This is a genomic window from Bacillus sp. FSL R5-0443 (genome assembly GCF_038608285.1).
In the GTDB taxonomy this organism is placed as follows: Bacteria; Bacillota; Bacilli; order Bacillales; family Bacillaceae; genus Bacillus; species Bacillus velezensis.
The window spans coordinates 1,505,484-1,530,679 of sequence record NZ_CP152013.1 but is presented as its reverse complement, the minus strand read 5'-3'; the positions used below and the strand labels follow the sequence as shown (position 1 = coordinate 1,530,679).

Annotated in this window: 20 protein-coding genes and 1 pseudogene; 12 read left to right on the top strand and 9 right to left on the bottom strand. The window is 35.4% G+C overall.

Annotated features, from left to right (window positions below):
• Positions 1-37 precede the first annotated feature (37 nt).
• The 7 genes from NYE28_RS07765 to NYE28_RS07735 form a co-directional block, all read right to left on the bottom strand.
• Positions 38-355, bottom strand: coding sequence for a hypothetical protein (locus NYE28_RS07765; RefSeq protein WP_342490372.1), 318 nt, complete (start codon positions 353-355; stop codon positions 38-40).
• Positions 355-888: a hypothetical protein gene (locus NYE28_RS07760; protein WP_342490371.1), complete on the bottom strand. Its 534-nt coding sequence runs from the start codon at positions 886-888 to the stop codon at positions 355-357. The genes NYE28_RS07765 and NYE28_RS07760 overlap by 1 nt, the downstream gene beginning before the upstream one ends.
• 103 nt (positions 889-991) lie before the next feature.
• A complete protein-coding gene (locus tag NYE28_RS07755; RefSeq protein ID WP_342490370.1) occupies positions 992-1,258 on the bottom strand; it encodes a hypothetical protein in 267 nt (88 codons plus the stop codon).
• A 16-nt stretch (positions 1,259-1,274) separates the two neighbouring features.
• Positions 1,275-1,793: a hypothetical protein gene (locus NYE28_RS07750; RefSeq protein ID WP_342490369.1), complete on the bottom strand. Its 519-nt coding sequence runs from the start codon at positions 1,791-1,793 to the stop codon at positions 1,275-1,277.
• Between the two features lie 21 nt (positions 1,794-1,814).
• A complete protein-coding gene (locus tag NYE28_RS07745; RefSeq protein WP_342490368.1) occupies positions 1,815-2,663 on the bottom strand; it encodes a hypothetical protein in 849 nt (282 codons plus the stop codon).
• Positions 2,664-2,891: 228 nt separating this feature from the next.
• On the bottom strand, positions 2,892-3,023 hold the full coding sequence (locus tag NYE28_RS07740) for a hypothetical protein (RefSeq protein WP_342490367.1): 132 nt from the start codon (positions 3,021-3,023) through the stop codon (positions 2,892-2,894).
• Positions 3,024-3,051: 28 nt separating this feature from the next.
• The gene (locus NYE28_RS07735) at positions 3,052-4,083 is read right to left on the bottom strand and encodes an AimR family lysis-lysogeny pheromone receptor (protein WP_342490366.1); all 1,032 of its coding nucleotides are present in this window, start codon (positions 4,081-4,083) and stop codon (positions 3,052-3,054) included.
• A 379-nt stretch (positions 4,084-4,462) separates the two neighbouring features.
• On the opposite strand from NYE28_RS07735, the gene NYE28_RS07730 reads away from it, so the two are divergent.
• The 10 genes from NYE28_RS07730 to NYE28_RS07685 all read left to right on the top strand — a co-directional run bounded on the left by NYE28_RS07730 (position 4,463) and on the right by NYE28_RS07685 (position 13,478).
• Positions 4,463-6,367: a hypothetical protein gene (locus tag NYE28_RS07730; RefSeq protein WP_342490365.1), complete on the top strand. Its 1,905-nt coding sequence runs from the start codon at positions 4,463-4,465 to the stop codon at positions 6,365-6,367.
• Between the two features lie 17 nt (positions 6,368-6,384).
• A complete protein-coding gene (locus tag NYE28_RS07725) occupies positions 6,385-9,243 on the top strand; it encodes a hypothetical protein (protein WP_342490364.1) in 2,859 nt (952 codons plus the stop codon).
• Between the two features lie 588 nt (positions 9,244-9,831).
• Positions 9,832-10,026 carry a hypothetical protein gene (locus NYE28_RS07720; protein WP_057079931.1) on the top strand — a complete coding sequence of 65 codons (195 nt, stop codon included), beginning with the start codon at positions 9,832-9,834 and terminating at the stop codon, positions 10,024-10,026.
• 10 nt (positions 10,027-10,036) lie between these two features.
• Complete coding sequence (locus NYE28_RS07715; RefSeq protein WP_342490363.1) at positions 10,037-10,606, top strand: HNH endonuclease; 570 nt, start codon at positions 10,037-10,039, stop codon at positions 10,604-10,606.
• A gap of 38 nt (positions 10,607-10,644) precedes the next feature.
• Positions 10,645-11,952, top strand: a complete 1,308-nt coding sequence (locus tag NYE28_RS07710) for a hypothetical protein (protein ID WP_342490362.1) — start codon at positions 10,645-10,647, stop codon at positions 11,950-11,952.
• A 14-nt stretch (positions 11,953-11,966) separates the two neighbouring features.
• A complete protein-coding gene (locus NYE28_RS07705) occupies positions 11,967-12,236 on the top strand; it encodes a hypothetical protein (protein WP_265463559.1) in 270 nt (89 codons plus the stop codon).
• Complete coding sequence (locus NYE28_RS07700; RefSeq protein WP_257730849.1) at positions 12,237-12,395, top strand: XkdX family protein; 159 nt, start codon at positions 12,237-12,239, stop codon at positions 12,393-12,395.
• Positions 12,392-12,877, top strand: coding sequence for a hypothetical protein (locus NYE28_RS07695; protein WP_265463558.1), 486 nt, complete (start codon positions 12,392-12,394; stop codon positions 12,875-12,877). Before NYE28_RS07700 ends, NYE28_RS07695 begins: the two co-directional genes overlap by 4 nt.
• The gene (locus NYE28_RS07690) at positions 12,877-13,293 is read left to right on the top strand and encodes a hypothetical protein (protein ID WP_342490361.1); all 417 of its coding nucleotides are present in this window, start codon (positions 12,877-12,879) and stop codon (positions 13,291-13,293) included. The genes NYE28_RS07695 and NYE28_RS07690 overlap by 1 nt, the downstream gene beginning before the upstream one ends.
• Before the next feature lie 17 nt (positions 13,294-13,310).
• Entirely contained in the window at positions 13,311-13,478 is a 168-nt protein-coding gene (locus NYE28_RS07685) for a hypothetical protein (protein WP_265463556.1), read from the top strand.
• Positions 13,479-13,572: 94 nt separating this feature from the next.
• On the opposite strand, the gene NYE28_RS07680 is transcribed toward NYE28_RS07685, so the two are convergent.
• Together NYE28_RS07680 and NYE28_RS07675 are read right to left on the bottom strand one after the other, a co-directional pair.
• A complete protein-coding gene (locus NYE28_RS07680; protein WP_342490360.1) occupies positions 13,573-15,078 on the bottom strand; it encodes a hypothetical protein in 1,506 nt (501 codons plus the stop codon).
• Between the two features lie 109 nt (positions 15,079-15,187).
• Complete coding sequence (locus tag NYE28_RS07675; protein ID WP_342490359.1) at positions 15,188-16,066, bottom strand: tyrosine-type recombinase/integrase; 879 nt, start codon at positions 16,064-16,066, stop codon at positions 15,188-15,190.
• A 174-nt stretch (positions 16,067-16,240) separates the two neighbouring features.
• Between NYE28_RS07675 and NYE28_RS07670 the strand changes: the two genes are divergently transcribed.
• On the top strand, positions 16,241-17,374 hold the full coding sequence (locus NYE28_RS07670) for a GIY-YIG nuclease family protein (protein WP_265463553.1): 1,134 nt from the start codon (positions 16,241-16,243) through the stop codon (positions 17,372-17,374).
• A 746-nt stretch (positions 17,375-18,120) separates the two neighbouring features.
• Positions 18,121-25,170 (top strand): annotated as a pseudogene (locus NYE28_RS07665) (phage tail tape measure protein).
• Positions 25,171-25,196: the final 26 nt, after the last annotated feature.

The following is a 25,196-nucleotide window of genomic DNA, read 5'->3' as shown; positions in this document are numbered from 1 at the left end:
TAAAATGCTCAATGACTTTCTTGCTCCCATCTAGTGCTTAAATGCTCTTCCCTTCCAGGGATTCTCCGTTTTGTTTTAAATCTGTTTGCCATGATGAAAAATCATCTAACATCGCTTCAAAGAAATCTCGATATCTTTCATCTAATTTGTCTGATTCAATCATTGATTTAACATAGCTTTTAAATTCATCGGTTACACCTTTGGCTTTCATGAAGTCTCTAACAATTTCGCACGAGGTAAAAAGTTGACTTTCAATTGTACTGAACATTGTTTTCCAAAGCTTTTCACTCTTCTTCAAATCGTGATTCTCAATCATAACTTCTTTAAACTCTTTCTCAATCAATGTTGCGTTCATTATGTAAGCTCCTTTTTAAATAAAATTGTGATCTCACTGCCGATTTCATTTTCAAATATACTGATGAATTTTCTTATACCTTCACCCTCAAATCCCTTTCTGATCGGGATATAAAAAATCCGGTCATCTATGTTCCTATTTGTCTTAATAGGAGAATCTTCTTCTAACTTATCCCACAAAGCTTTCTTTATCGCCTGGACTCTTTCCACGTCATCTGCAGTTGAGCCTTCTGCATATTCCATGATGAAACAGTCATCAATTATGTAATCCACTGTGTAGCCAGCAACTTTTTTCATGTGCTCATAGTATCGGCCATCAAGCATGCCGCTTATCACAATATCTAACACAGTTCTGTTTTCACCTTTAATCAATTGTTTTAGGTCTTCAATCTCTCTTTTTAATTCAACTTCTTTTTGTTCGAGCGGGATTCTTGGCTCTAACTCATATTCGTCGTCTATTTGTTTTTGCAAATCCTTGAGAGTTGCTTGTTTATTCTCAAGTGTTTTCTTATGAAAATTTATAAGAGTTCCCATTTAAATTCTCCACTTATTTTATTTTTATCGTTAATTATAAGTTTTAATTGTTCATGCTCTTTACCACCGCCCTACAACAAACCTAGTAAGGTGTGCTCCTCTCTTATTTTTTTGTGAATTCCCCATTGTATATTTCCTCCAAATCTGATATCTTGTTCCTTTGTTCTTTTGTCATTGCTTCCCTATGTAGCTCAGTTACATTTGACCGCTTTGCCAGTTGCTTAAACTCATGATATTTAGGCGGATAATATCCTTTAAACCACTTTTCAACTTTAACCGGTGACACTTGTCCGAATCCAAATTTAACAAGGGCTGCTTTACGAAAAGACGGGTCTTTCATTATCTGTTCATAAATAGTTAATTCCTCCATTCAAACACTCCAATTCTTATAAGCTATTTTTAATGTTAATTGCTTCAGCCACGTATGGCTGACCTGTTTCGTCTGTTTCAACTTTACATAACAACTTCTTCTGATAATGCCCATCCCTTTTTATCTCGTCCATCAACTCTTCACTAATTTTATTTTTATCCATAAAAGCTTTAGGGCAATATTCAGACCTTACAAATCCATAATCCTTGTTTTTCCCCAATTGCCATAACTCCATTTCGTGAAAACCATCTTCAGTAAAGGAATTAAAAGCGCTCAACATTGCTCTAATGTCTTTTTTGAGATTTTCTTCATAATGTCTATATTTTATTTTCTTGCATACTCCGTGTTTTAAGATGTACGGCATATCAATGGTTACCCTTTTGTCACCAAGTTCTTTAAATATTGTTACATATGTCCCAGGATATTTGTTTGAAAAGATCATCTCTGCATTCAAAGATTCGTTATAGAAAGTGTTTTCATCTGTACTTTGAACAAATCCAAATTCCTTAGCTACCTTTTTTGTATTGATCAACATGTATTTAGCCTTTTTATTATTTCACTCAAAATTAAGTGAATTTTGTCTCTCATCTTCTTCATTTAACAACTTCTCATCCATATTTGCTATGCAATGATACACATATGCCTCTTTATCCGACTCAATGCCATCAATAATCATCTTATAAAACTCTTCAAACGTTATGTAATCAGGGTATTTATTGATTTTTTTTAATGTACCACAACTTTTATCCAGGGAAAGGAAATTGAGAATATCGTGTTTCTTTACTTTATTGTCTAGTACATTAAAAACCGAAAAAATATACGGCATTACAGAAATGAAAAGAGGTTCAAAGTTAATCAGTTCAGTGAAAACGTTCACAGATTCTGCTATTAATTCTTCAATATCCATATTTTGTTCTTTAGCATATTTAACTAAATCATATCGTACCTTCTTAGGATCCTCTAATAGTTCTTCAATATATAAATCATGATTCTTAGCAAGTTTTATAAAGACAAGTGATACTTTAACTAAATGTCTATTGATCTGTAATGCTATATCTTGATTGTTAACTCTCTTATACTCCCGATAAAATCGTTTATACACAGATAATACATTAAATGGTGAATACTCTTCATTCTTCTTTTTAAACAATTCCATATGCTGCTTGATGCTCTTATATTGTGTTTCACATTGAAAATCATCATAGTCATGCACTATTTTATCAGGATTTGAAAAGTTAACACTGACATTTGTCATAAGGCTCTTGTTTGTTTGTTGAAAGAGCTCCACTAATCTCTTTTGCAATTCTTGTTTATTTTGAAGAAGTTCTTTTCCTTCCTGAACTAATTTTTCCAAGGTATTACATTCATTTATAAACTGCTGTTTTAATTCAAAGACATTTTTCATTGTAAACACTCCTCTTGTTTATTGTTAGATATCGTCTCTTGGATGGATTCTAACACACCTTAAGAGCGGGTTTTAATCACTCTTAACCTGTCTTAAAACCCCATATTATAAAATCCTCTTATTCCATTTTTGAATAAAATCGTTATTTTATTTTTATTCTAAAAATCTGTAATAAAGGGGAGAGCTAAGAAATAGCCCTCCGGTACTTAGTTGGATACACTATGTAGCTTATCCCCCTCGACCTGGGTCAGCTAACTGATTAACTGTATGTGATTTTGCTTCTTGATGTTGAACAGACCCTAACACGACTGTTACGATAGCCGCTAATACTAATACTGACATAGTTATTTTTTTCTTCATGTGCTCACCTCCCCTCAAGTTTTCTTTATTAAATTGCAAAGATGTCTACAATTTTTCTATCCTCTCCAAGCTTGTTCAACTCTCTTAAAGGACATTCGACAAAGAACTTATCTCCAGATAATTTAAAGTATTTTATAGAATTATAAAAATCAGACTTATCAGAAGAAATTAAACCTCTATAAAAATAATGAAATGCAAGTTGTCCATTTGATAAGGCGCTTCTATCCATTCCATTCAATAAGTTCAGAGCCTTTTCGTGCTCATTTCTCTTAATCCAATAGAACGCTTGTTCATGTACATCCTCCGTGCAACCACTTTGAAAATCAGTGTATTTGTGATCATTTTCCCAATAGTTTTCTAAGAAGCTTAATGACCGTATTAATTGCTTATAATGGTTGTCCCCTGGCTTAGCAAATTTTAAACCGCTTAAAAAGTTATCCTTAGCTGTTTTGTAATCTGTCAGCATGTATGAGTTACCAATGTGAAGATATCCGAACGCTGAAAACCTATCAATATTTGACTCTATGATTGCAAGACTTGCATAATATCTTGCTGCGTAAAGATTTCCCTCAAACAGGAAAGTGTTTGCCAAGAGAACCAGCAGCCTTGATCTAAATGAGCTTTTGATAAAACCATCTTCCATTTCTTCTGTATCAATGCTGTCAGCGTACTTATTCATCAATTTAAAATTAGTTGTATCACAAGTTTTATAAACCATAATAAGCTTAGAGAATATTTTCATTTCGTCTGATTTTGGATTGATTTTTTTGATTTGAAATTCCATCTCTCCAATTGACAATGACTGAGATCGCTTCTTCAGTTTATAAAGCTCTGTCCATTCTTTGTTGGTTGCTCTTTCAATTAATAAATCAAATATGTCGTGCCAATTATTTGTATCAGCATACTCTAATGCTTCTAATATGTAATAAGAATCGGGCTTTAAAGCCTTTGCGTATGTGGAAAACAGCTCGTACTTAGAATTATTATTGCGGTTCTGTTTGATGAAATGCTCAACACCACGATGTGCATTTATAAGGCTTGTTTGTTTCTCTTTGATCAATTGTAACGCCCCTCTTCTCTTTTTTCCAAAGGCTCATACAAGGTCAGTAGCAATTTTTTGATTCTCAATATGAATTTATCTCTTCGTTTTACCATCCTTATTTTTTGTTTTTGTCTCTGTTAACAATATACCTCAGACTCCCGCTTAGAGTCAATAAGTTATTTTATTTTTATTCTAAAAATCCTTATTTTTCACTTTTATCGTCATCTAAACGGTGTTATAATTCAATTAGGCAGGAATCACTGTAACTATTTTTAGAGTAAATTTAAAATAGTTTATGTTGAGTTTCTTCTATTTAAAGCAAATATCTCTCAGCCCTGCCCCGCTCTTTGACAACTCCATACGAATTTAGAATCAAATTAAAAAAAGGAGGAATTAAATGTCCCAAGAAACAACAATCAGATTAATGGTACATCCTGAAAAGTTCAATCACAAACCATCAAAGGAAGAAACTGTTCAGATTAATAACCGCATCCTTAGAAATCCAGCTACTATATCTATAGAAGATTTAGCAAAAGCCTTATCAAGCGGTCAATCGGTAGTAACTTCTCTCCTCTATCCAAAAGGAAAGAACATTAAAAGGACAGAAGAATACTGGAAAACACAACAATTCGTTGCCCTTGATTTTGACAATGAGAAGTTTATAAAAAAGGGTAAGGATAAAATTAAAATAAAAGACATTAAAATGACTTGGGAAGAAGCACAGCAAAATCCATTCTTTAAAAAACATGCTGCTTTTGCGTACAAAACATTTAACTTTAAGGAAGATCACCCTAAATTTCGAGTGTGTTTCATTTTTGAACAACCTTTCCTTAATCTAAATGAATGCAAAAACACCATTAAACAGCTATTAAATATCTTCCCGATGGCTGATCCGATCTCCAATCAAGGAAGCAGGTTATTTTTCGGCGGTACTGATTTACATATTTTCAACTATAAGAACACCTTACCTATAAACCCAACCCTTTGGTTAAGTATATATGGTTATAATCTATTATACTTAAACCAAGGGTCAATACCTTATAAGAAGGATAGTCATGAAATCATTAAGAGTAAAAATAAAATAAGTGTATACAAAGAACGAACGAATGTAGAGTTAATAAAGAACCTTGACGCTATAACCTTGTCTAACATACTGAACCCTCAGCCAATTGAATTACATAACCTAACTCAAATTAATGATTACATAAAAAAGCAGGATTTGCGTAAGTTTTTAGGAGTCAATTCTAATTCTTTTCATGACTTATTCCATGAAGAACAATCACCTAGTGCAAGCGTTTATAAATCAAACACTGGTACTGGACACTGGATGTATAAATGTCATTCATCCTCTTCCCCATTTTGCGGAACAATATTTGAAGTGGTTGAGCGACTAACAGGTTTAAAACGGTTGGATATAAAAAAATTCTTAATGAATGTATTTAAGATCACTCTTAAAGAATCTAAGCTCCAAATGGAACTAAAAGCGGAAATTGATGAGTATAAATACATTTTGCAGTCTCCTGACTTTAAAGAAATGTATCCAGACGCTTTTAAACTTTTAAATAAACACAGATATATTGATGATTTTTACATAATTCTTGACCTTGCAAAAGAGAATTTATCAGGGGATATACACGATAAAAGAAAGTTGTTTTTTCATTCGTTAAAAACCATTGCGGAAAGGTTAAACAGAAGCGAACCCACTACTTCCAGCCGTATTACTTTTTTTGTATTTCTTAAAATGTTATGCAAATTGGAAGACAATGAAATCCCGCCACATATCCTGAAGATTCAAAAAAGGAATCAAAGAAATAACAAGTTCAAACGTCGAAACAATACGTATGAAATTTGCAATTACGGTTCATTTTTATTTCAAGAGATTAATAGTCGCTGCCGGGAATGGAATGAAAAAGGATTAACCACTAAGAGCATGAATCGTGAAGGGATATACCGGAATTTTGGAAAAGCCGAAGCAGATCGAATATTCCCTCAAGATAAAAACGCTAAATTGCCTCAACTCCATGATGACGTTATAAGCCATCTGACATTGACTTTGAATAAATTAATTCAATCTAAAGGATGGACTACAGAAAAAGAAGTAATAGATGAAACAGCGCTATACTTCAGAGGCCAAAAGCAACTAAAAACAGACTTAATTAAGAAGTCAATTGGCGGTCTTTTAGACAGCTATGATCTTAAAAAGATATCGAGCAACAAAAAACTAAAAGCACAATACGGTATCACAGAAGACCATATGCCGAAATTGAGCTTTCCTAAATTAATTGTTAAAAATCAAAAATAAGGAGTCGAGCCAAGCCCTTGAATAAAACAACTCAAAACCTCTCTAAGCAAATTTACATGTATGCAGTAAGAACCGAAGCATTCCACACACCTGAAGAACACGAGTATCAAGTAAAAAAAGATGCGTATTTGAACATGAAAGGCAGAATTAAGAAGTATAAGAAGCGGTTAGACAAGTTTATTTGGGAATACAATAATATTATTAGGGATAAAAATAAAATAAATCAACATGATAAGCAGTTGCTTCATGACCTTCAGAAGAAAACTTTTAATCATAGGAAGTACAACGAGATTTTTCTTGAGTACGTCATTTGCAGCATAGACAAGCGAAAACTTGTTCCCAATTCCGATTCCCGTCTGTACAAGTATTTTGAGGTGTGCGAAACTGCAATTGATGATTGCACTAAAGAGCTAAAAAAATGTTATCCAAAGAACAAGAAAATCCGCTCTCTTCGTCCTGATGCCCTTAATATGAAGAGTATTATAAACCAATTTGATTCCTCCTTAATACGGACATTAGGTATTAAAGAAAACGAAATTACAAAGGATATCATATCTGTTGAGGTATTCAGTTATGCTGTATTCAAGGATATTGTCACTAAAGGGTTCAAGTACAATAATCAAAAATATGAATATTTCACATCAAGTGCTGGAATGATTCGCAATAAAAAGAATATCTTCATCCGCTCCTCTGTTTTAAAAAAGCATAAAAATAAAATAATGTGCGGTCTTAATGAAGATGTTATTAATAATAAAGGCGGCATGAATGTTAACAAGTTCAACGCCTATTTAGCCCTTTGCCTTACTGCAAGCACTGTCTGGCGGGGTTTTGATATTAACAAGTGCATTGTTGTTGATGATTTTAAGACAGTCCTAAAAGGGAGAAATGTCGATTACATAGATAAGCAGTATAATATTCAAAGAAAGCGCATGGACATTGCTATTGAACATATGGATGGAGCGGGAATAATGCTGCCCAAAGTGACTGAGAATAATAAATGCTTTCAGTTTAGATTGCCCTTTTTTAAAGGATTGCTTGTCCCCTTCCCTTTTGATGACTTTATAGCTGAATATGTCGAGGAAGATTCATGTTTAGTCAAAGATATCTACGGTAAAGACTGGGACATTATCAAAGATGATATCCAAATCATCTTTACTAAAAGTCAGTTTAAAATGTGGAAGTGTTATGATTCATGGCAGCATTACAAAAACACATTTATTAGTGAGGACTGTGAAGCTTCAAAATGTGATGTTGAACCTGATAAATTCAAAGATCAACCGCTCAACTACCAAGTGTTACAGACTTTAGGTGACATGAGTGATGAAGATTTAACGTATTTTGCTCAAAATACAAACGATGAATTATCAAAAATTGGTGAATCAGAAGAAACAATGCTCCGTTTTTTACGGGCTGATGATTCAAATGAAAAAAAGGATTTTTATCAAAGCGCAATAGCAATATATCCCCCTCTGCTTTCAGATGAATATTCAAAACAGATCATTAAAGACTCTAAAAGAAGTATGATCAATAATGCTAGAGCGGGTAAAATTAAGCTTAAAAATTCAAAAAGAACCTATATTGCTCCTGATGTATTTGCTTTTGCCCAATGGCTCTTCTTAAAACACCAGGAGCCGGCCGGTCTTTTAAAGAATGGTGAAGTTTATTGTAGCCTCTTTGAAGAACAGGAGTTAGATGTCCTCCGCTCCCCTCACCTCTTCAGAGAACACGCTATAAGAAAAAACACATTGGGTGAAGAGAAAGCAAAGTGGTTCGTCTCTAAAAGCATTTACACCAGTATCCATGATTTAATCTCAAAGTTATTAATGTTTGATGTAGACGGAGACGATGCTTTAATTGTTAGCAATAGGCGCTTTATCGATATTGCTAAAAGACATATGAAAGGGATTGTTCCGCTTGAGTATGAGCTTTCTGTGGCAAAGTCACAGGAATTAAATAAACAGAATATCTATGATGGTTTAGTTGCTGCCTATTCAAAACAAATAGGCATTGTATCAAATGAGATAAGCAAGGTTTGGAACTATGTTGCTCAAGAAAATGCCACTGATAAAGAAAGAGCGGCACTTGATGCTGAAAAACTGGATGTAGTCAAATTCTTATGCATGGAATCAAATGCAACTATTGATTACGCTAAAACCTTATGGATGCCTGAAAGACCTCACGAGGCTAAAAATAAAATAAGTGGGTATACAAAACTTAATCTTCCCCACTTCTTCGTGTATGCAAAAGGAAAAGCGAAAGATGAAGTTGAGCCATTAAATAGTTCTGTAGTAAACCGTTTAAGGCAAATTATTAACCCTTCACGTATCTACTTTAGAGATATTAAAAAGAAACTGGATTACAAAAACCTTTTAAACGTTCAGAAGGGTTCTAATTCAAAGGAAGACATAGAAGCAGCACAGGCAATTGTAAATCTTTATTGTGAGCTCAAAGACAGCAAAAGGAAGTATCTTAAAGATAAGCGGAAGAATAAAGAATATAGAGATAAGAAAAAAAGTGAAATGAATCAATTCTTTTACGATCATATTAAGGAAAAACTTTTGGATAAAGGTAATGAGCATAATAAAGATATTGACTTTGTAGTGAATACGCTTGTGACCTATTTGTACTCTACAAAGGACAAAGCGCCTTATAAATTAACCCTATGGCGTAGCTTTGGCAATGTTCTTTTACGGAATTTAAAAAGGAATGTACAGAACATCAATACTTGTTTGGCTTGTGGTTGTGAGATTGACAACAAAGGAGGACGAGTTCGTTGCACTTCTTGTCAAACAATCCGTAAAGCCAAAAAGACAAATCAAAGGGTAAAAAATAAAAAAATTAACGCTAGTAGACTGTTTTCAGATGTACTCAAATAGCAAAAACCCTTTAATATCAATGGTTTTCAACTTCTCATTTCAGCCGAGATAATGGACGTAAGGGGAGAATGCTTCGCTCCCCCTAGCTTCCTATTATTGGCGTCCCTGTTTCAGATAAAGTAGTTGATGACAAATATTTAGGTTATTCGGTAGGAACTGCAGCGCACCACTGTTCCCTTTTTTAGTTCGTCGTATATCTTTTTCTTGTTGTCTTCAAGCTCAGACTTCATTTTATAAGCGTCTTGAACAGTCTTGAGCGAGGGAATGTCTGCAATTGTTGAGTAAATTGAGAGGACACTGTCTCTAACCTTTGCGTTTCCACTTGCTATATCAGCTTGAAGGTATTCTTGTCCTTCATCTAATGAGAGCGTTTTGAATCTTCGTCTTTTTGAAGCTGCTCTTTATACTGTTTTGCCTTTCCAGTTCTCGATCTCTAGTCAATAATAGGAAGCACTATCACCTTTAGGTCTTAGAGGTGCATTTAAGGGCTTGGCTCGATCAGCAACTTTAAGCTTGGGGTTGCTGATCACCTTTTTTTCATTAAATTAATTTCATTCATAAATTTAATTTATACAGGAGGATTTAAATTTGCTAAACATTGAGGAGCGTTATTTGCTTCATATGCAACTTACAAAACAAAGAAAAATGAAAATTAAAGAAATTGCAGCATCAGTTTATCGCACCCCTTCCCTTATCTCAAGATATTTCAATGGAAAGTGCAATGTATCTGCTGAAGTTGAAAACGCCTTGGTCAACTTAAATAAAGATACGACTGGAATTTAGGAGAATAAAAATGAATACTCCTATCTCAATCTTCCCCGATTTACACTCAATCCCACCCACTGGAAACTCCACGTTTTCCGGCTACCGTGTTGATTTTTCAGGTTACGGTAGGGTGTACTCCCTTAAAACAAAAATGTACTTATCCCATTTCCCAAACAACACAGGTTACGTTTACGTTAATTTAATTGATGATAATAAGAAGGTCATCAATGTTGCTTTACATAAAGTTATCTGGAGTGCTAAAGAAAATATGCCGCTCTCTTATTTAAAAGAAAATAATCTTGATATTCATCATATTGACGGTTTTACATTCAATAATAACCCCGCTAACCTCACAAGCCTTTCAAGGAAAGACAACCTTTGTGAAAAAATCACTATACAGAGAAAGAAACTTCAAAACAGATTAGATACCGCAAAGAAAATCATCTCACTTAGACAACAATTTGAAAATGAGGGCTATAACATGTTTGACCCGGAAGACTTTTTCAATGTAGCACGGTTTATTAGTGTCACATTTAATAAGTCATATAGAGCGGTTTCAGAAATATTAAAAGAAAAGAAATATACAAATGTTATTTAATCGGAGCTTTTTAATTTAACTAATTCAAAGGAATGATTATGTCTAATTCACAATTTATAGGTCAGCTTAAACAAAACAATATACAAATTAATAACCTTAAAGATCAATTTTACAGAACTGAAGCTCATATGTCTGCTCATGAAAACCGTTTATCTGAAAAAGTTGATGATTTCATGGAGAAGCAGAATTTCGATTTAAAAATGCACACTCTGAACACTGAGAATCCCCATCATGTCACAAAAGAACAAGTCGGTTTATCAAACCTAATCAATGAAGAACAGGCCACCAAAGAGGACTTTAACATTCATCTGAATGATAAAGAAAATCCCCATACAGTTACTAAAAGCCAAGTTGGCTTGTCTAAGGTTGATAATGTACAGCAAGCAGCGAAAACTGATTTTGATGCCCATTTAGAAGATAAAGACAACCCACATGGTGTAACAAAAGCACAAATAGGGTTATCAGCCGTAACTAACGACGTACAAGCAAAGAAAGCGGATTTTGACAAACACACCTCAGATACCTCAAATCCTCACAATGTTACTGCTGCACAGGTTGGGCTTGAGAAGGTAGACAATGTAAAGCAAGCTGCTAAAAATGAATTTGATAATCATCTGAATGACACTAATGTTCATATCAGTAAGCCTGATCGGGATAGATGGGACGCTGCTCAACTCTCTAAAATAACCAAGGATAACGGCTCTGTTCTAATCAATGTCTCCCAAGGAGTTGATTTTCAGAGTGTCGCAATAGGCCAGAGAAAGACATTTACCTTCTATACGGCGGAAACTGGTATTAATACACCACCCGTACCAACCCGTGGAATGTACCTCTACTCTTCCTCAACGTATGGAGAAGCTATAGCTTTCGGCAATGATGGAAGCTTATGGAGAAAGTCTTTATCGAGCGGCGTATGGTCTGATTGGGTAAATTATGAAACAGAACAGGGATCAATTAAGCGTTTAGCCGCTCACTCGGATAATACAGATATTCATGTAACTAAGGATGACAAAGACAAATGGAACAGCCCTTGGAATGCAACCTGGAATAATGTCAGCCTAATTAATGGAGCACAGCAATATTCAAACCTTCCGTTTCAGTTTTCTGTAGCTAATAACAGAATAGAGCTTCGTGGTTCATTTGGATCTTTACCAGCTGCAGGAACAGTTGTTGCTAAATTCGCATACAAGGCCTCCGCTTTGTATGATATTGGTGCTCAAGTGGTTGGATCATATGGAACGGCAAGATTTGCGTATACACCCGATGGGGAATTACGTTTTGATGGGATGAGTGTTTCTAATTCTTCTGCAAGAGTTTCATTTAATGCATCAATCCCATTATGGTAAAGGAGAGACACAGAATGCATGTTCTTTATTACGATGAGAACTTTATGTACGCTGGAGAGGGAAAAATTAATTCAGATGTTTTGCCCCCTAATAGTACAAATATTAAATGGGATCCTTCAATCCTTAATCCACGTTTCGATAAGAAGAAAAACGCCTGGATTGAAGCTGCTACTGACGAATACAAAGAAAGCATCAAACCCATAGAACCCGAACCTTCAGAGCTTGAGTTGCTGGAAAAGCAATTTGCTGATTTGTTCTATGTTGTTGCAACAGGCGGTGAGTAAATGGATTGGTTCGGCTATATTAAAGGCTTTTTTGATAAAAAACTATGGGATGAGGAACAAGTTTATAACGTTGTCGGTAAGCGCATTACGCCCGAACAGTATGAAGAAATTGTAGGAAAACCATACGAAAATAATGAGAACAAAGGAGAAATTAAATGACATCTAAAAAATTAAATCTTGGGTTGATCGAAGAAAGTGTAAGTAAATATGACAAGAAAGAACGAGTACAACTTACTGATGACGTTCATGTCTTTATTTACCCGTACTTCTCCCCTTCTCGTTTATCCAACTTGTTTAAACAGATACTTTCAGACCAAAAACAAGCTGAAGAAAAAGGGATTGACTTTAACAAAATCAATTTTGTTGATTGGATAGCTTTTTCACTTATTAAAGAATTTGCGGATTTAGGCATTCCAAATGATATCAAGAACAAAGTCAAATGGTTTCACAGCCTCGTAGAATCTGAATTTTTCCCTTTGATTCTGAGAAGCTTCCCTGAAGAGAGCATAAAGAAACTTAATGAAACAACAAAGATGTTGCAAGAGAATTTAGATAAACTTTCAAACATATCTCAGGAAGAAATAAATAACCTCATCCTTAATAAAGTCGAAGAGATTGAAAATGAACAAGAGGCTGAATAGTGGCCAAGAACATTAAGGAAATAGCAGCACTAATTGAATTTGCCGCAAAGCAAGCCGTTCAAAAACAATCCAACACAAAAAATACGATGATTAAAACGGGTCAAGAGCATGTGCAATCTGATGTATATGACACATACGACCCTCTTGCATATGAACGTACGTCTCTTTTGAAGGACTCCTTCGTCATTCAAAACGAATCTAACGGAATTTCATTAGACAATACTCGTGAAGACAACGGTAAGGATGTTGCCACGGTTGTTGAGACTGGTCAAGGATATACGTATCCAGATAAATACGGTTATGGTTATGGAAAACCTCGCCCATTTATGAAGAATACCGCTGAATCGTTAAAAGATGGACGATTAGTTGCTGCTATGAAAAAAGATTTAAATGCAAGTGGTATTAAAACAGAATAACGGTATCGGAGGTTATTATGAACCGTAAGAGAGATTTAGAGGCATTCTTAAAAGAATTGTATCGAATAGAACAAACATACGGATTCAAAGTAGAAACTGAAAACCCGCTCGATTCTTTAGTTTACATAGACAACACTGACGAAAAGCTTTATTCGTACAGTTCTGGCAAGATTTCTGAATGGTGATAATCAATTAAAATCCATATTTTATGCAAATTAATAAGAGGTTCTACTTCATTATAAACAAAAAACACCGTTCATTAGAGCGGTGTTATCGTTTTTAATTGAATTCAATTTCACTGGTTACTATGTCAGATGAAAACTTGCATTGGATTTCAAATCGTATACTATCTGGCTCAGAGTTAAATACTAATACTGAAGGGAAGAGAACATTATTCTTATGTTTAAGATAAGGTTGCTTAAACGTAAGAATGTCATAACCGTTCTGGTTATAGTACTCATAAATAAAAATATTGTTTAACCTTCTTTTGAATTTTTCTTTCAATTGTTTAGCATTTTCTTCAACCGAAAAATATGGCATCACTGGAATATTTGGTTCAATTGGATATTCATCATAAGCGTTTATTAATAAAGATGGGCTATCATGAAAAACCGGTAAAATAATTTTTTCGCATTCCTCAATTATCTGATACCCTGGTACGGGAATATCTTCAGGTTTGCATAGTAAACCTTCTTTAATAAATATTTTAACATCAATGTCTTCATCATAACGATTGCCTTGATTAGATAAACATAACCTTAAGTAATACTTTGAATCTAATTTTTCAAAGTAACTAATCCATTGATCGTATTCTTTAATATTATCAAAGAGCCTGTCAATTTCCTTTAATTTCTCTTTCGCTTTATCAGTTCCAACATATGTAACCGAACCAGTGAGTATATGACTTTCTTTCTGTTTTAACCCCCCTAGATCAAAAAAGCTAATTTGATTAATTTCTATATCATTATTTTCTGCAAAATCACAAATTGTTTTTTGTTTTATGGTGCTAACGCAAACTTCCTGTGTAACACCTTCCATAAAAGCTAAAGTTACAGTTGGCCAGGAATTAGTTTTATTAGCTTCTTCTTGCTCACTAATCAAATGACACTGTTTTATGGAATCAAATTGTTTCATTATTTCTGTCTTTAGATGTGCAATAAATTCACTATTTGAAAAAGATGATCTAGTTACCTTCATATTTTCCATGGGCTCACCATCTGATACACCTTTAATTGATAATTCACTTTTTGATTCTGAAGGTTCTTCACCACCTTTAACATGTTTATCTAAAAAATAGAGAGTTAAATGATTAAGGAATTGTTGCTCAAATTCTTCTAAGGTGGAATAAGTACTGAAAATGCCTTTGCCTTTGTACTTTTCCTTGAATTCTTGGATTTTTTGATACTGTTCCCAATTAACGTCAGATAGTTTAGCTTCCTTCTCACAGAAATAAAGAAAAACTTGTTTACCACTTTGGATTAGCTTTTCTATTTCCTCTTCAGTACCTGAACCATATTCGTCCGTAGGTGTTCCGAACCTTGTCCAAAAAACAGCCACTGCAGCATCACAATCTAATACAAATTGTTGATTCAACAGCTCCTGAGGCATCCCACCAGATTGAGGATAAGAGTCCTTGCTCCAGTGTTTCGTATCAATAGAAATATTGTTTATGCGCCCAAACATTCTGTTGAAATTATCAACCTGTTCGTTTATGATTTGCAATTCTTCTTTTACATCGGAAGGGCATGAAATGAGTAAATCGTAATATGTTCTAGTCTTAGCCATTTAAATTAATTCTTCCTTTCAGTTATCATAAGCTTTATTCCTATTTTATCCTAATCATGAAGTTATGTGTATTTTAATTTCAAAATAAAACCACCGGAATTTCCGATGGTCAATTAATCGTGTATATATCAGCAGCCGCATCTGCCATTTGTTTTTCTGTAGGTATTGTATAACGCTGTACAACCGCCACAGTGTTCCCCAAAAACCTTGCAATCGTAGATAAGTCCCAACCTCTCTTGGCTAATTCTGTAGCAAGCGTATGACGTAGCATGTGTGGTGTTATTTCATATTCATTCAAGAGCATTTGAACCGTCCTTGTTGTTAGCTTCTTATTGGATCTACTAACAAAGACATATTCGGAATCATCATTTCTTGATTCAAGATACCGGCGAATATATTGAAACTTTTCTTTACTTATTGGAATGTCTCTAACTTTCTTCCCTTTTGATTTATTAATGTGAATTAGATAAGGATTTCCCTTCAAAGTCAGGTCTGCTTTCTTTAGATCAACAAGCTCTGAAACCCTCATACCAGTAAGACGCAACATATCAATGATGGCCAAGTCTCTATAATTGATTAGCTTAGGCTTATTCTTTCTGTCTCCTATCCGTTTTCTTATTGATTCAATGTAATTAATATCAACGGATTTTGGAGTTAATTCGGAGATGTGTTGTGTCTTAGTGATACGAATATCCTTAAAGGCTTCAAATTGTTCAGTGTAAATACAAAATGAGCGTATGCTGGCGTATATTCTGTTTATGCTTGCTGCCTTGTACCGCTCCCCTTTATTTGTTTTAATTGTGCCGTTTTCTAAAGCATCAATAAACAGCTGAACAATCGTAGACGATAAGCGGTCAATCTTTAAGTCGTCATCACTCAAGTATTTATTTAAAAGTTGAAGATCACGTTTATAGCTTTGTTTCGTATTTTCAGCTTTCCTCAATTGGAAAATATATTCCTCTATAAGCTTACTATTATATTCTTGCATTATTCCACCCCTCATATTACTTATGCGAAATTGAGTCTCCCTTTAAATCACCCTTTATTTTATTAAATCATATCATTCTGTTTCGCATAAGTAAATGATCTATTTCGCATAATTACAGTTATGCGAAGTTATGTCAAACCTTCTATTCTATTCAGCAAAGGAGCAACAAACCTAATGGCACATAAAAAATTACGTGGTATCTATAAGATTGTTAACACAGTCAATAATAAAGTTTACATTGGTAGCTCGGTTGATATTGAATCAAGACACCAAGAACACAAAAGAGATTTAAGAAATGGGAAACATCATAATTACTTACTACAGAGAGATTGGGATAAGTATGGAGAAGGATCGTTTGAGTTTGTCACTATATCCACTCATGATACAAAATGTAAACTTAGTGTATTAGAGTTTGAGACAATTGAAGAATATAAGAAACACCACACAATTTATAACATAAGCAATCCATTGGAAGAGCCAAGCAGGAGAAATGACCGAAGAGTAACCAAAGGAAAGAACACAAAAGGTGTTGTTTATAAATATACTCAATCCTATGTTCTCCGATGTCTGACGGAAGAGCTGTTCGATAAAGCAAGATCATTACATAGCAATATAGGCAAACGTGTTTATTTCTTAAAGTCTGATGTTGATAAATGGATGATGAACTCTCTTCAGAATTCAGAGATAACAACGGATGATCGGCTGCCTGGTTTACTAAACAGATGGTATAATCAAGTTGGCTTTGCTATCCTTGAATCATCAGCTTATAAAAGACAATTGACTAAACTTGGTGTTTCTGTTCCTATGTTCAAAAACATTCTTGTCCCAAAAGATTTTGTTTCCGTATTAATCAGCATGAAAAAAGATCCCACATGGATACCAAGAAAACCAAAAGGGTTAACCCCTATTCAACTGGATGCTTTACAACAAACCTTGCTGGACTATAAACATGTTAAGCTTAGAGATAAGATTTCGATATGCTGTGACTTCTTCTCAAAGGAAATGACGAAAGCGAAGGAACAGATCAGTGAGCGGAAGTATTATAATAAGGATTCATTTGATGCCTATTTTAAGGATAAGATTAAAAGGCATAATATCATTATGGATTGTGACATTGATAAAGTGTTACGCAAGATGTATTCTGAATTTGGCTTCAGAGCCTTTAAACGAATCAGTTATGAGCATATATTTGATCTATTGGGTATCACTGACCCTGATTGTAAAACCATAATTGCAAATGAACAAGTATTAGAACAACTTCACATTTACCCTTCTGTGGCTCATTTAAGTACCTCTTCGTCCATTTAAATGACTAACTGTGACGAGTTTCTTCTATTATAATAGCAACTAAAAAACAATCCCTCTTTCTACATTCATACCTAATTGCAAATTGTATTATGAAGCAGCACAAAGTGTGTATTCAATATTCATAAATATGCATAATAATAAGTGTTCGATTTAAATAACCTCGTTACGATCACGATAAACGATAAAAAAAATATACACCGTTATACAGACAAAAATGCAAAGTTTTTAAAATTTATTCTTGATTTTTATTTCAATGTGTGTTCCTCATTCAATTTTGAGGAAATCCATAAAAACCCCGTGAAATGCACGTATAATGTATGTTATATAGGGAATCCACTACCAATATATAGGGGGTATATTAACATCTAAACACTAAAAAACAGGAACAAATGTACCCCTAGCACTTCCATTTCCACACCCAACTTATTTTTTAGGGGTTATTCCCTATCGTAATCGCTATCGTAAAACCCCATGAAATCAACGTTTTTGCAACCTTTTCACCCTCTATTTTTAATGAATTCCAACAAATAAAGCCCTAAAACATTGATATTACAGGCTTTTACGATAACGCTTATTACATTCACCTTAATCACGCCCTATTATCGTTGATATAGTAGGCTTTTTTGCATTTTTAGACTGAAATTACGAACACCCTTTATGGGGGGTTAATTTAGATCAAAACACATTACGGAGCGGCTTACTACAAGCGGCTCTTTTATTATTTTTAGAAAGGATGTTTAAACAAAATGAGCCAAGATTTAAAAATAATATTGACCCCAAAAGCTGATACTTCTTCCAAGACTGTTGAAAAGTTGAATCAGGAAATTAAATCTTTAGAGAAAAAGCTTAACTCCCTTAATTTAAAGACAAATATTGATGCCTCTGCTTTAAAGACACTCAACGACTTCTCCTCTTCAGTTGAAACTTATCAAAAACATCTCAAATCCTTCAATCAAACAGTTAAAGAAACCACAACGATTACAAGAAATGCTGATGGTACTGTTGAAAAGCTTACTCAGCAGTATAAGAAAAATGGCGAAATCATTCAGCGTGAAACAAAGACCATAGACAATCGTAATCAATCACTACGTGAACAAACACAAGAAGTTAACAGGCTTGCTCAAGCGACTGAAAAACTAGGTCAGGTACAGAAAAGAACAGAACAGAAGAATTCTCAAGGACAAACAACGAAGGTTACTCAAAAGAATCGCAATGGCTTCGATGATATTACTTATACAACTGACCCAAAAACAAACGCTACTACATCAAAAGTAACAACGAACTATGATCAACAACGAAAAGCAATTGAACAATTAAAACTGGATTTAGAAAAACTTAGACAGCAAGGAATTGTAACTGACACCACCCTCTCTTCCCTTGGGCGGAAATTAAATACCGCTCAAACAGCGCAACAAATTGAAGCATTACAAAACAGAATTAAAATGCTCGATGATAAGTCTGCTGCTGTGGCCAAAAATAATGAACTCAGAAAAACTATTGAGCTTTATCAACGCCAAGCACAAGTAAACGTACAAAACCTTAATACGCGTTATGGCGATACGATGGGCGCTGGAAATAGACAAGCTATCCAAGAGTACCTCAATGCAGTTAATAGTCTTAATGTAAGTTCTGGTAGAAGCAATGTAAGGTCACAAATGCAAAGCTTGAACATGCAATTTAGGGAATTGGCTTCAAATGCTCAGACAGCAGCTAGTCAAGCCTCTTCATTTGGTGCGGAGCTAACTCAAGCTTTTAAAAATATGTCGACATACCTGATTAGTGGGACACTCTTTTATGGAGCGGTTCAAGGAGCAAAATCACTAGTTGATCAAGTAATACAAGTTGATACCCTCATGACTAACATACGTCGTGTAATGGATCAGCCAGAATATAAATTTAATGAGTTGCTACAGGAATCAATAAATCTAGGCGACACCCTTTCAAACAAGATCACTGACATACTCCAAATGACTGGCGATTTTGGGCGTATGGGTTTTGATGAAAGTGAACTGTCCACTCTAACAAAAACCGCCCAGGTTCTACAAAACGTCTCTGATTTAACTCCTGACGACACAGTTAACACTTTGACTGCTGCAATGCTGAATTTCAATATCGCCGCCAACGACTCTATCTCAATCGCAGATAAGCTTAATGAAGTCGATAACAACTATGCTGTGACCACAATGGATCTTGCTAACAGTATTAGAAAAGCTGGTTCAACAGCTTCGACTTTCGGAGTTGAACTAAATGATTTAATCGGTGATACTACAGCAATTGCAAGTACAACTCGTGAAAGTGGAAATATAGTCGGTAAAGTGATTGCTGACTTTAAATCTCTTCTGATTGACTTGGAACTCCTAACGTTAAGACGAGGACGACAAGGGGCAAGCGTTATTGCAGCCTGAACGACTGAGCGAAGAGACGCTAAAATGCGAAGCGACAGTCTGAACATCTATGGAAACATAGAGAGTGTGATTGAAGTATCACACCGCCACACATAGTGGTCAGTAGCCTTTAAGGTGAAAGTAACAGAATTGAACTCACTTAAAACCATTTTCGCACGTATTGGGAATAATGATAGCTCAATTAAAGCCTTAGAACAGATTGGTATTTCTGTGAAAACTGCTGGTGGAGAAGCTAAGTCAGCAAGTGACCTTATTGGCGAAGTTGCAGAAAAATGGGGCACACTTTCTGACGCACAAAAGCAAAATACCTCAATCGGTGTAGCGGGCATTTATCAGCTTTCAAGATTTAATGCATTGATGAACAACTTCTCTATTGCCCAGAGTGCCGCAACGACCGCTGCTAATTCCGCAGGAAGCGCTTGGAGTGAACAGCAGAAATACGCTGACAGTTTACAGGCCAGAATAAACACACTCCAAAACAAGTTTACTGAACTAGCAGTAGCTTCAGGAGATGCTTTTGTAAGTGATGGGTTGATTGCGGCTGTATCTGTTGCGGGGAATGCCCTAACTGCTATTTCTGGATTAGTTAAGGGTATTGGGTTTTTACCTATTGCATTTATGACAGCCAATTTAGCTGTTGTTGGTTTTAATAAGAATATCCGTGCTCTTCAAACTGCGCTCATATTTGGGGCTGAATCACTTACAGAAACTCAACGTGCTACTTTAGCTCTTCAATCTGGAATGTCTAGAGCGGCAATTGCATCTAAAGTTTTCTCGGCAAGCATCAAGAGTATTGGATCTGCAACTGCGATTGGCGTTGTATTAATGGGTTTTGGGCTGGTATTAGAAAAGATAACATCAGGGTATGCAGACGCAAAAAAAGCTAAAGAGGATTTTGAGCAATCAAAGTCTACAAGTATTGAAGCAATTACAACTAATAAAGATGAAACTGATAAACTAATTAGTCAATACAAAGAACTGCAAAAAGCTAAAGATGATGGAGCTTTATCAGCCGATCAGGAGCAAGAATATCTACAAGTAACACAGCAATTGGCGCAAACATTTCCTATGTTGGTTTCTGGTTATGATTCTCAGGGCAATGCTATTATCAAAAATAATGAGGCATTAAAGGATGCTATTAAGTACACCAAAGACTTAGTAGAATTAAACAAAGAAGACATCAAAACAAGTGCCAAAAGTGATTTTAAAGACCAGCTCAAAGAGTTGAATAAATTAAATGATCAGATTAGCCAGTATGAGAAAATGGCAGATACGTATTCCAAAGGTAAAACTGCTTGGTCTTTCCTAGAGAGTCCTTTCTCTAGTGATGATGATTACAAAAATGCAGGTGTTAAAGCAAAGGAAGAAATCAAAAAATTAGGTCAAAGTCTATCTGGTGTTCAGATTGAAATAAGGGAACAAGTTAAGAAAACTGTAGATGCTTACAACTCAATTAAGATTGACCCGAACATAAAGAAAGAAATTAACGATGCATTTAGTAAAATTGATTTTTCACAGCTCAGCGCTGATGAACTTACCTCCTTTTCTAAAACTGTTTCTAATGACTTGGTAAGAATACAAGAAGCACTGAACTCTGGTGATAAAGACGGATTTGCTTCCGCATCTAAGAGCCTTCAGGAGCTTGTTAATCAATACATGAGCAGCAGTGACAAAACAGATAGCCTAACATTGTCTTATGATGACCTTAAAACTGCCATTGACTCTACAAATGATTCTGCACAAACTGCAAAAGTAACCTGGGATGAAAATGGTGAAGGTGTAGATGCATTAGGTGAGCAGGTCGGGAACTTATCTGACAAGCTCAAAGAAGTAAAAGGCGACGTCGAAGCAACATTAGATGTAATTGATGACCTGGTAAATTCCAAACAAAGCGATCACGCTGCTTCTGTCCTTCAAGAAGAAGGATATAACGAAGTTGCAGATAAAGTTTCAATATACAATAACCTTCTTGAGAAAATGGCTGAAGGTAAAAGCATATCAGCTTCTGAAGCAATGAAACTTGTTCAAAAAGAAAAGAGTCTTTCAAAGGCAATTTCTGTTCAAAACGGCATGGTTAACATCAACCGGCAAGCTGTAATAAAAAGCAGAGATGAATTTGTTGCCTCCTATAAAGATAAAATTAAAGCTGTTAAGGAATTAATTTTAGCTCAAGCAAACGAATATACGGCTCAAATGTCGAAGAACCACTCTAAAGATCCGATTACTGTTAGCTCGTTGAAAGAAGCCAAACAGCAACTTGCTGAATTCAAAAAGGCTTATGACAACGCCTTAAAGAACATTAACAATGGCGGTATTCAACATGTCAGTGGTGCTAAACAGAACTACGAAAACTATAAAAAGCTCGTAGATAGTCTTGAGAACATGAACAAGATTTTCGATATAACTTCATCTTCTCTCAACGAGGCTGGCACTTCTCTTGAGGACTACTCTGATGGCCAAGAGAAAGCTAATGAAGAAACTAAAACATCCATGTATGTGGCTGATAAATACAAGGAAGCTCTGGAGAAAGTCAACGCTGAAGTCGAAAAGTACAATAAGCAAGTAAACGACTATCCAAAGTATTCTCAAAGTTATCGAAATGCCCTGCAGAAAGAAATCAAAGCTCTCCAACAAAAGAAAAAACTTATGCAGGAGCAAGCTAAACTCCTCAAGGATCAAATTAAGTCAGGGAACATTGCACAATACGGTATAGTAACCTCTTCCCTCTCCACTGGTTCAACTTCCGGTGGTTCGTATCCTTCTGGCGGTGGGTCTTACTCCGGTAAATACTCCAGCTACATTAATTCTGCCGCAAGCAAATACGGTGTTGATCCAGCTCTAATTGCAGCTGTAATCCAACAAGAATCAGGATTCAATGCAAGAGCTCGTTCTGGAGCCGGAGCTGCTGGCTTGATGCAGTTGATGCCTTCCACTGCTAAAAGCTTAGGCGTAAACAATGTTTATGATCCTTATCAGAGTATTATGGGTGGCACGAAATATTTAGCCCAACAACTAAGCAAATTTGGCGGCAATGTTGAGAAAGCACTTGCTGCTTATAACGCAGGACCTGGTAATGTAATTAAATATGGCGGAGTCCCTCCCTTCAAAGAAACACAGAATTATGTTCAGAAGATCATGTCCAACTACACCAAGTCAATGACTTCTGCTAATTCATCCGTTGCAAGCTACTACCTGAAGAACAGTTCATTTAGAGTCAGCTCTGACTATAAAGCACAAGACGGTGCGTACCGATCAACTCCACATAAAGGTATCGACTTCGCAGCGAAAGCTGGAACTGCAATTAAATCGGTTCAAAGTGGAAAAGTTCAAATTGCTGGTTATAGTAAAACTGCTGGTAACTGGGTTGTCATTCAACAGGATGACGGAAAAGTTGCTAAGTATATGCACATGCTTGACACCCCTTCTGTTAAAGCCGGTCAAACTGTTAAAGCTGGTCAGACCATCGGTAAAGTTGGCAGTACGGGTAATTCAACAGGAAATCACCTTCATCTTCAAATTGAGGAAAACGGAAAGACGATTGACCCCAAGAAATACTTAAATGGTGTCGGTACATCTATTTCAGATGCATCCCAAGCTGAAGCAGAACGACAACAAGCAATAGCCCAAGCGAAATCTGACCTCCTCTCCCTCCAAGGTGATATTGATTCAGTAAATGATCAGATACAAGAGCTCAGATATGAGATCGTTCAATCGAAGCTCGATGAATATGACAAACGTATTGGTGATTTTGATGTAAGAATCGCTAAAGACAAAGCCCTTGCTAGTCATTATCTGAGCGACAGTAAAGAATTCCGCAAGTATACAAACGATCAGAAAAAAGCTTTAACTGAACAGCAAAAGATTCAGAGTCAGAAGGTTTCTTTTATTGAAAAAGAAATCAAAACAAACAAAACTCTGAATTCTGCTCAAAGAGCACAGCTTGCTGAGGAATTAAAACAAGCTAAGATTGATCTCATCAATTTTCAAGAAGAAGTAAGAGAACTTCGAGGACAGCTCATTCAGTCAGAAGTTGATGAAACGCTTAACAAAATCGAAAAGTCTTCAAAGAAAACTGAATCCAAAATCAAAGATATTGACAACAAGATTCAGATGACTACAGAAGACAAAGATAAAGTTAAGTACTACAGCCAACAAGTAAAATTAGTACAGCAACAACAGGCTGAGGCCAAAAAATACATCAAGCAATTAGAGGAACAGAAAAAAGCAGCAAAGGGCTTTCCTGACATCCAGAAACAAATCACAGAGGAGATCGAAAATTGGAAAGATAAGCAGAAAGATTATAATCTTGAGCTTTATAACACCAAAAAATCGATCAAGGACATCTATAAATCCCTTGCTGATGAAGTTGTCTCTATATACAAAGAGATGTACGAAAAGATGCGTGATATTGAATTAAAAGCGCATCAAAAAGCTACGCAAGACTTGATCGATGAGATTGATAAGACTGATGACGAAGCTAAATTTCAAAGACAGTTAAAAGAGAAGCAAGACAGTATCCAAAAACTCACTGACCAAATTAATCAGTATTCTCTTGATGACTCAGAATTTGGCAAGTCAAAGGTTAAGGAATTAACTGAGCAGTTACAAAAGGAACAGTTAGATCTTGATGAGTTTCTTAAAGATCGTGAAAGCAGCAAGCGAAAAGAATCGTTACAGGATCAGCTTGAAAAAGATCAGGATGCCATAAATGACAAATATGATAACCTAACAAATGACGAGCGTGCCTTTAAAGATCTTGAGAAGAAGCTGATGGACGGAAAGATTACTGATATTGCTAAGCAACTGAATGAATTCTCTAAGTTCATTAACAGCAATATGGAGTCCATAGGGAAAAGCATCTCCAATAACCTTATCGATAAGCTTAAAGAAGCCTCTAATGCCCTTAATACTGTGACCAAAGGTAATAAAACTGGAAAAAAGGTATCTTCTTTTGCATCAGGTGGATATACAGGAACAGGACTCGGCGCAGGTAAACTCGCCTTCCTACACGATAAAGAGCTCATCCTTAATAAAACTGATACTGCAAACATCTTGGATACAGTAAAAGCTGTACGTGAGAACAATACTCCAAGTGAAGAGACGCCTAAATGGGGTCAAGGTGGGAAATTAGCAGCCTTGATTAACAAAGGAATCACCACTATTCCATCAATAATTCCGAATATTAATCAATCAAGTCTTTCTAATAGTTTGATACCAAACGTGAAAACCACTAACCTGCCCCCTACCACAACCGTTAATTCTAATGGTGATAAAACAATTAACACACCAATTATTTTCAATGTTGATAAACTTACTGGTGGGGAAACTGGAGCCAGAACAATGCTCGAAACCATCAAGAAAGAAGTTATAAAATTAAATGGAAGCATGTAAGAGTCTGTATAATGCAGGCTCTTCAG

Bases quoted from the DNA above. Each gene is read 5' to 3' on its own strand.
- NYE28_RS07700 (WP_257730849.1), top strand. From the start codon at position 12,237: ATGGATTGGTTCGGCTATATTAAAGGCTTTTTTGATAAAAAACTATGG.
- NYE28_RS07740 (WP_342490367.1), bottom strand. From the start codon at position 3,023: ATGAAGAAAAAAATAACTATGTCAGTATTAGTATTAGCGGCTATCGTA.
- NYE28_RS07765 (WP_342490372.1), bottom strand. From the start codon at position 355: ATGAACGCAACATTGATTGAGAAAGAGTTTAAAGAAGTTATGATTGAG.
- NYE28_RS07745 (WP_342490368.1), bottom strand. From the start codon at position 2,663: ATGAAAAATGTCTTTGAATTAAAACAGCAGTTTATAAATGAATGTAAT.
- NYE28_RS07685 (WP_265463556.1), top strand. From the start codon at position 13,311: ATGAACCGTAAGAGAGATTTAGAGGCATTCTTAAAAGAATTGTATCGA.
- NYE28_RS07695 (WP_265463558.1), top strand. From the start codon at position 12,392: ATGACATCTAAAAAATTAAATCTTGGGTTGATCGAAGAAAGTGTAAGT.
- NYE28_RS07750 (WP_342490369.1), bottom strand. From the start codon at position 1,793: ATGTTGATCAATACAAAAAAGGTAGCTAAGGAATTTGGATTTGTTCAA.
- NYE28_RS07730 (WP_342490365.1), top strand. From the start codon at position 4,463: ATGTCCCAAGAAACAACAATCAGATTAATGGTACATCCTGAAAAGTTC.
- NYE28_RS07760 (WP_342490371.1), bottom strand. From the start codon at position 888: ATGGGAACTCTTATAAATTTTCATAAGAAAACACTTGAGAATAAACAA.
- NYE28_RS07670 (WP_265463553.1), top strand. From the start codon at position 16,241: ATGGCACATAAAAAATTACGTGGTATCTATAAGATTGTTAACACAGTC.
- NYE28_RS07675 (WP_342490359.1), bottom strand. From the start codon at position 16,066: ATGCAAGAATATAATAGTAAGCTTATAGAGGAATATATTTTCCAATTG.
- NYE28_RS07715 (WP_342490363.1), top strand. From the start codon at position 10,037: ATGAATACTCCTATCTCAATCTTCCCCGATTTACACTCAATCCCACCC.
- NYE28_RS07680 (WP_342490360.1), bottom strand. From the start codon at position 15,078: ATGGCTAAGACTAGAACATATTACGATTTACTCATTTCATGCCCTTCC.
- NYE28_RS07705 (WP_265463559.1), top strand. From the start codon at position 11,967: ATGCATGTTCTTTATTACGATGAGAACTTTATGTACGCTGGAGAGGGA.
- NYE28_RS07755 (WP_342490370.1), bottom strand. From the start codon at position 1,258: ATGGAGGAATTAACTATTTATGAACAGATAATGAAAGACCCGTCTTTT.
- NYE28_RS07710 (WP_342490362.1), top strand. From the start codon at position 10,645: ATGTCTAATTCACAATTTATAGGTCAGCTTAAACAAAACAATATACAA.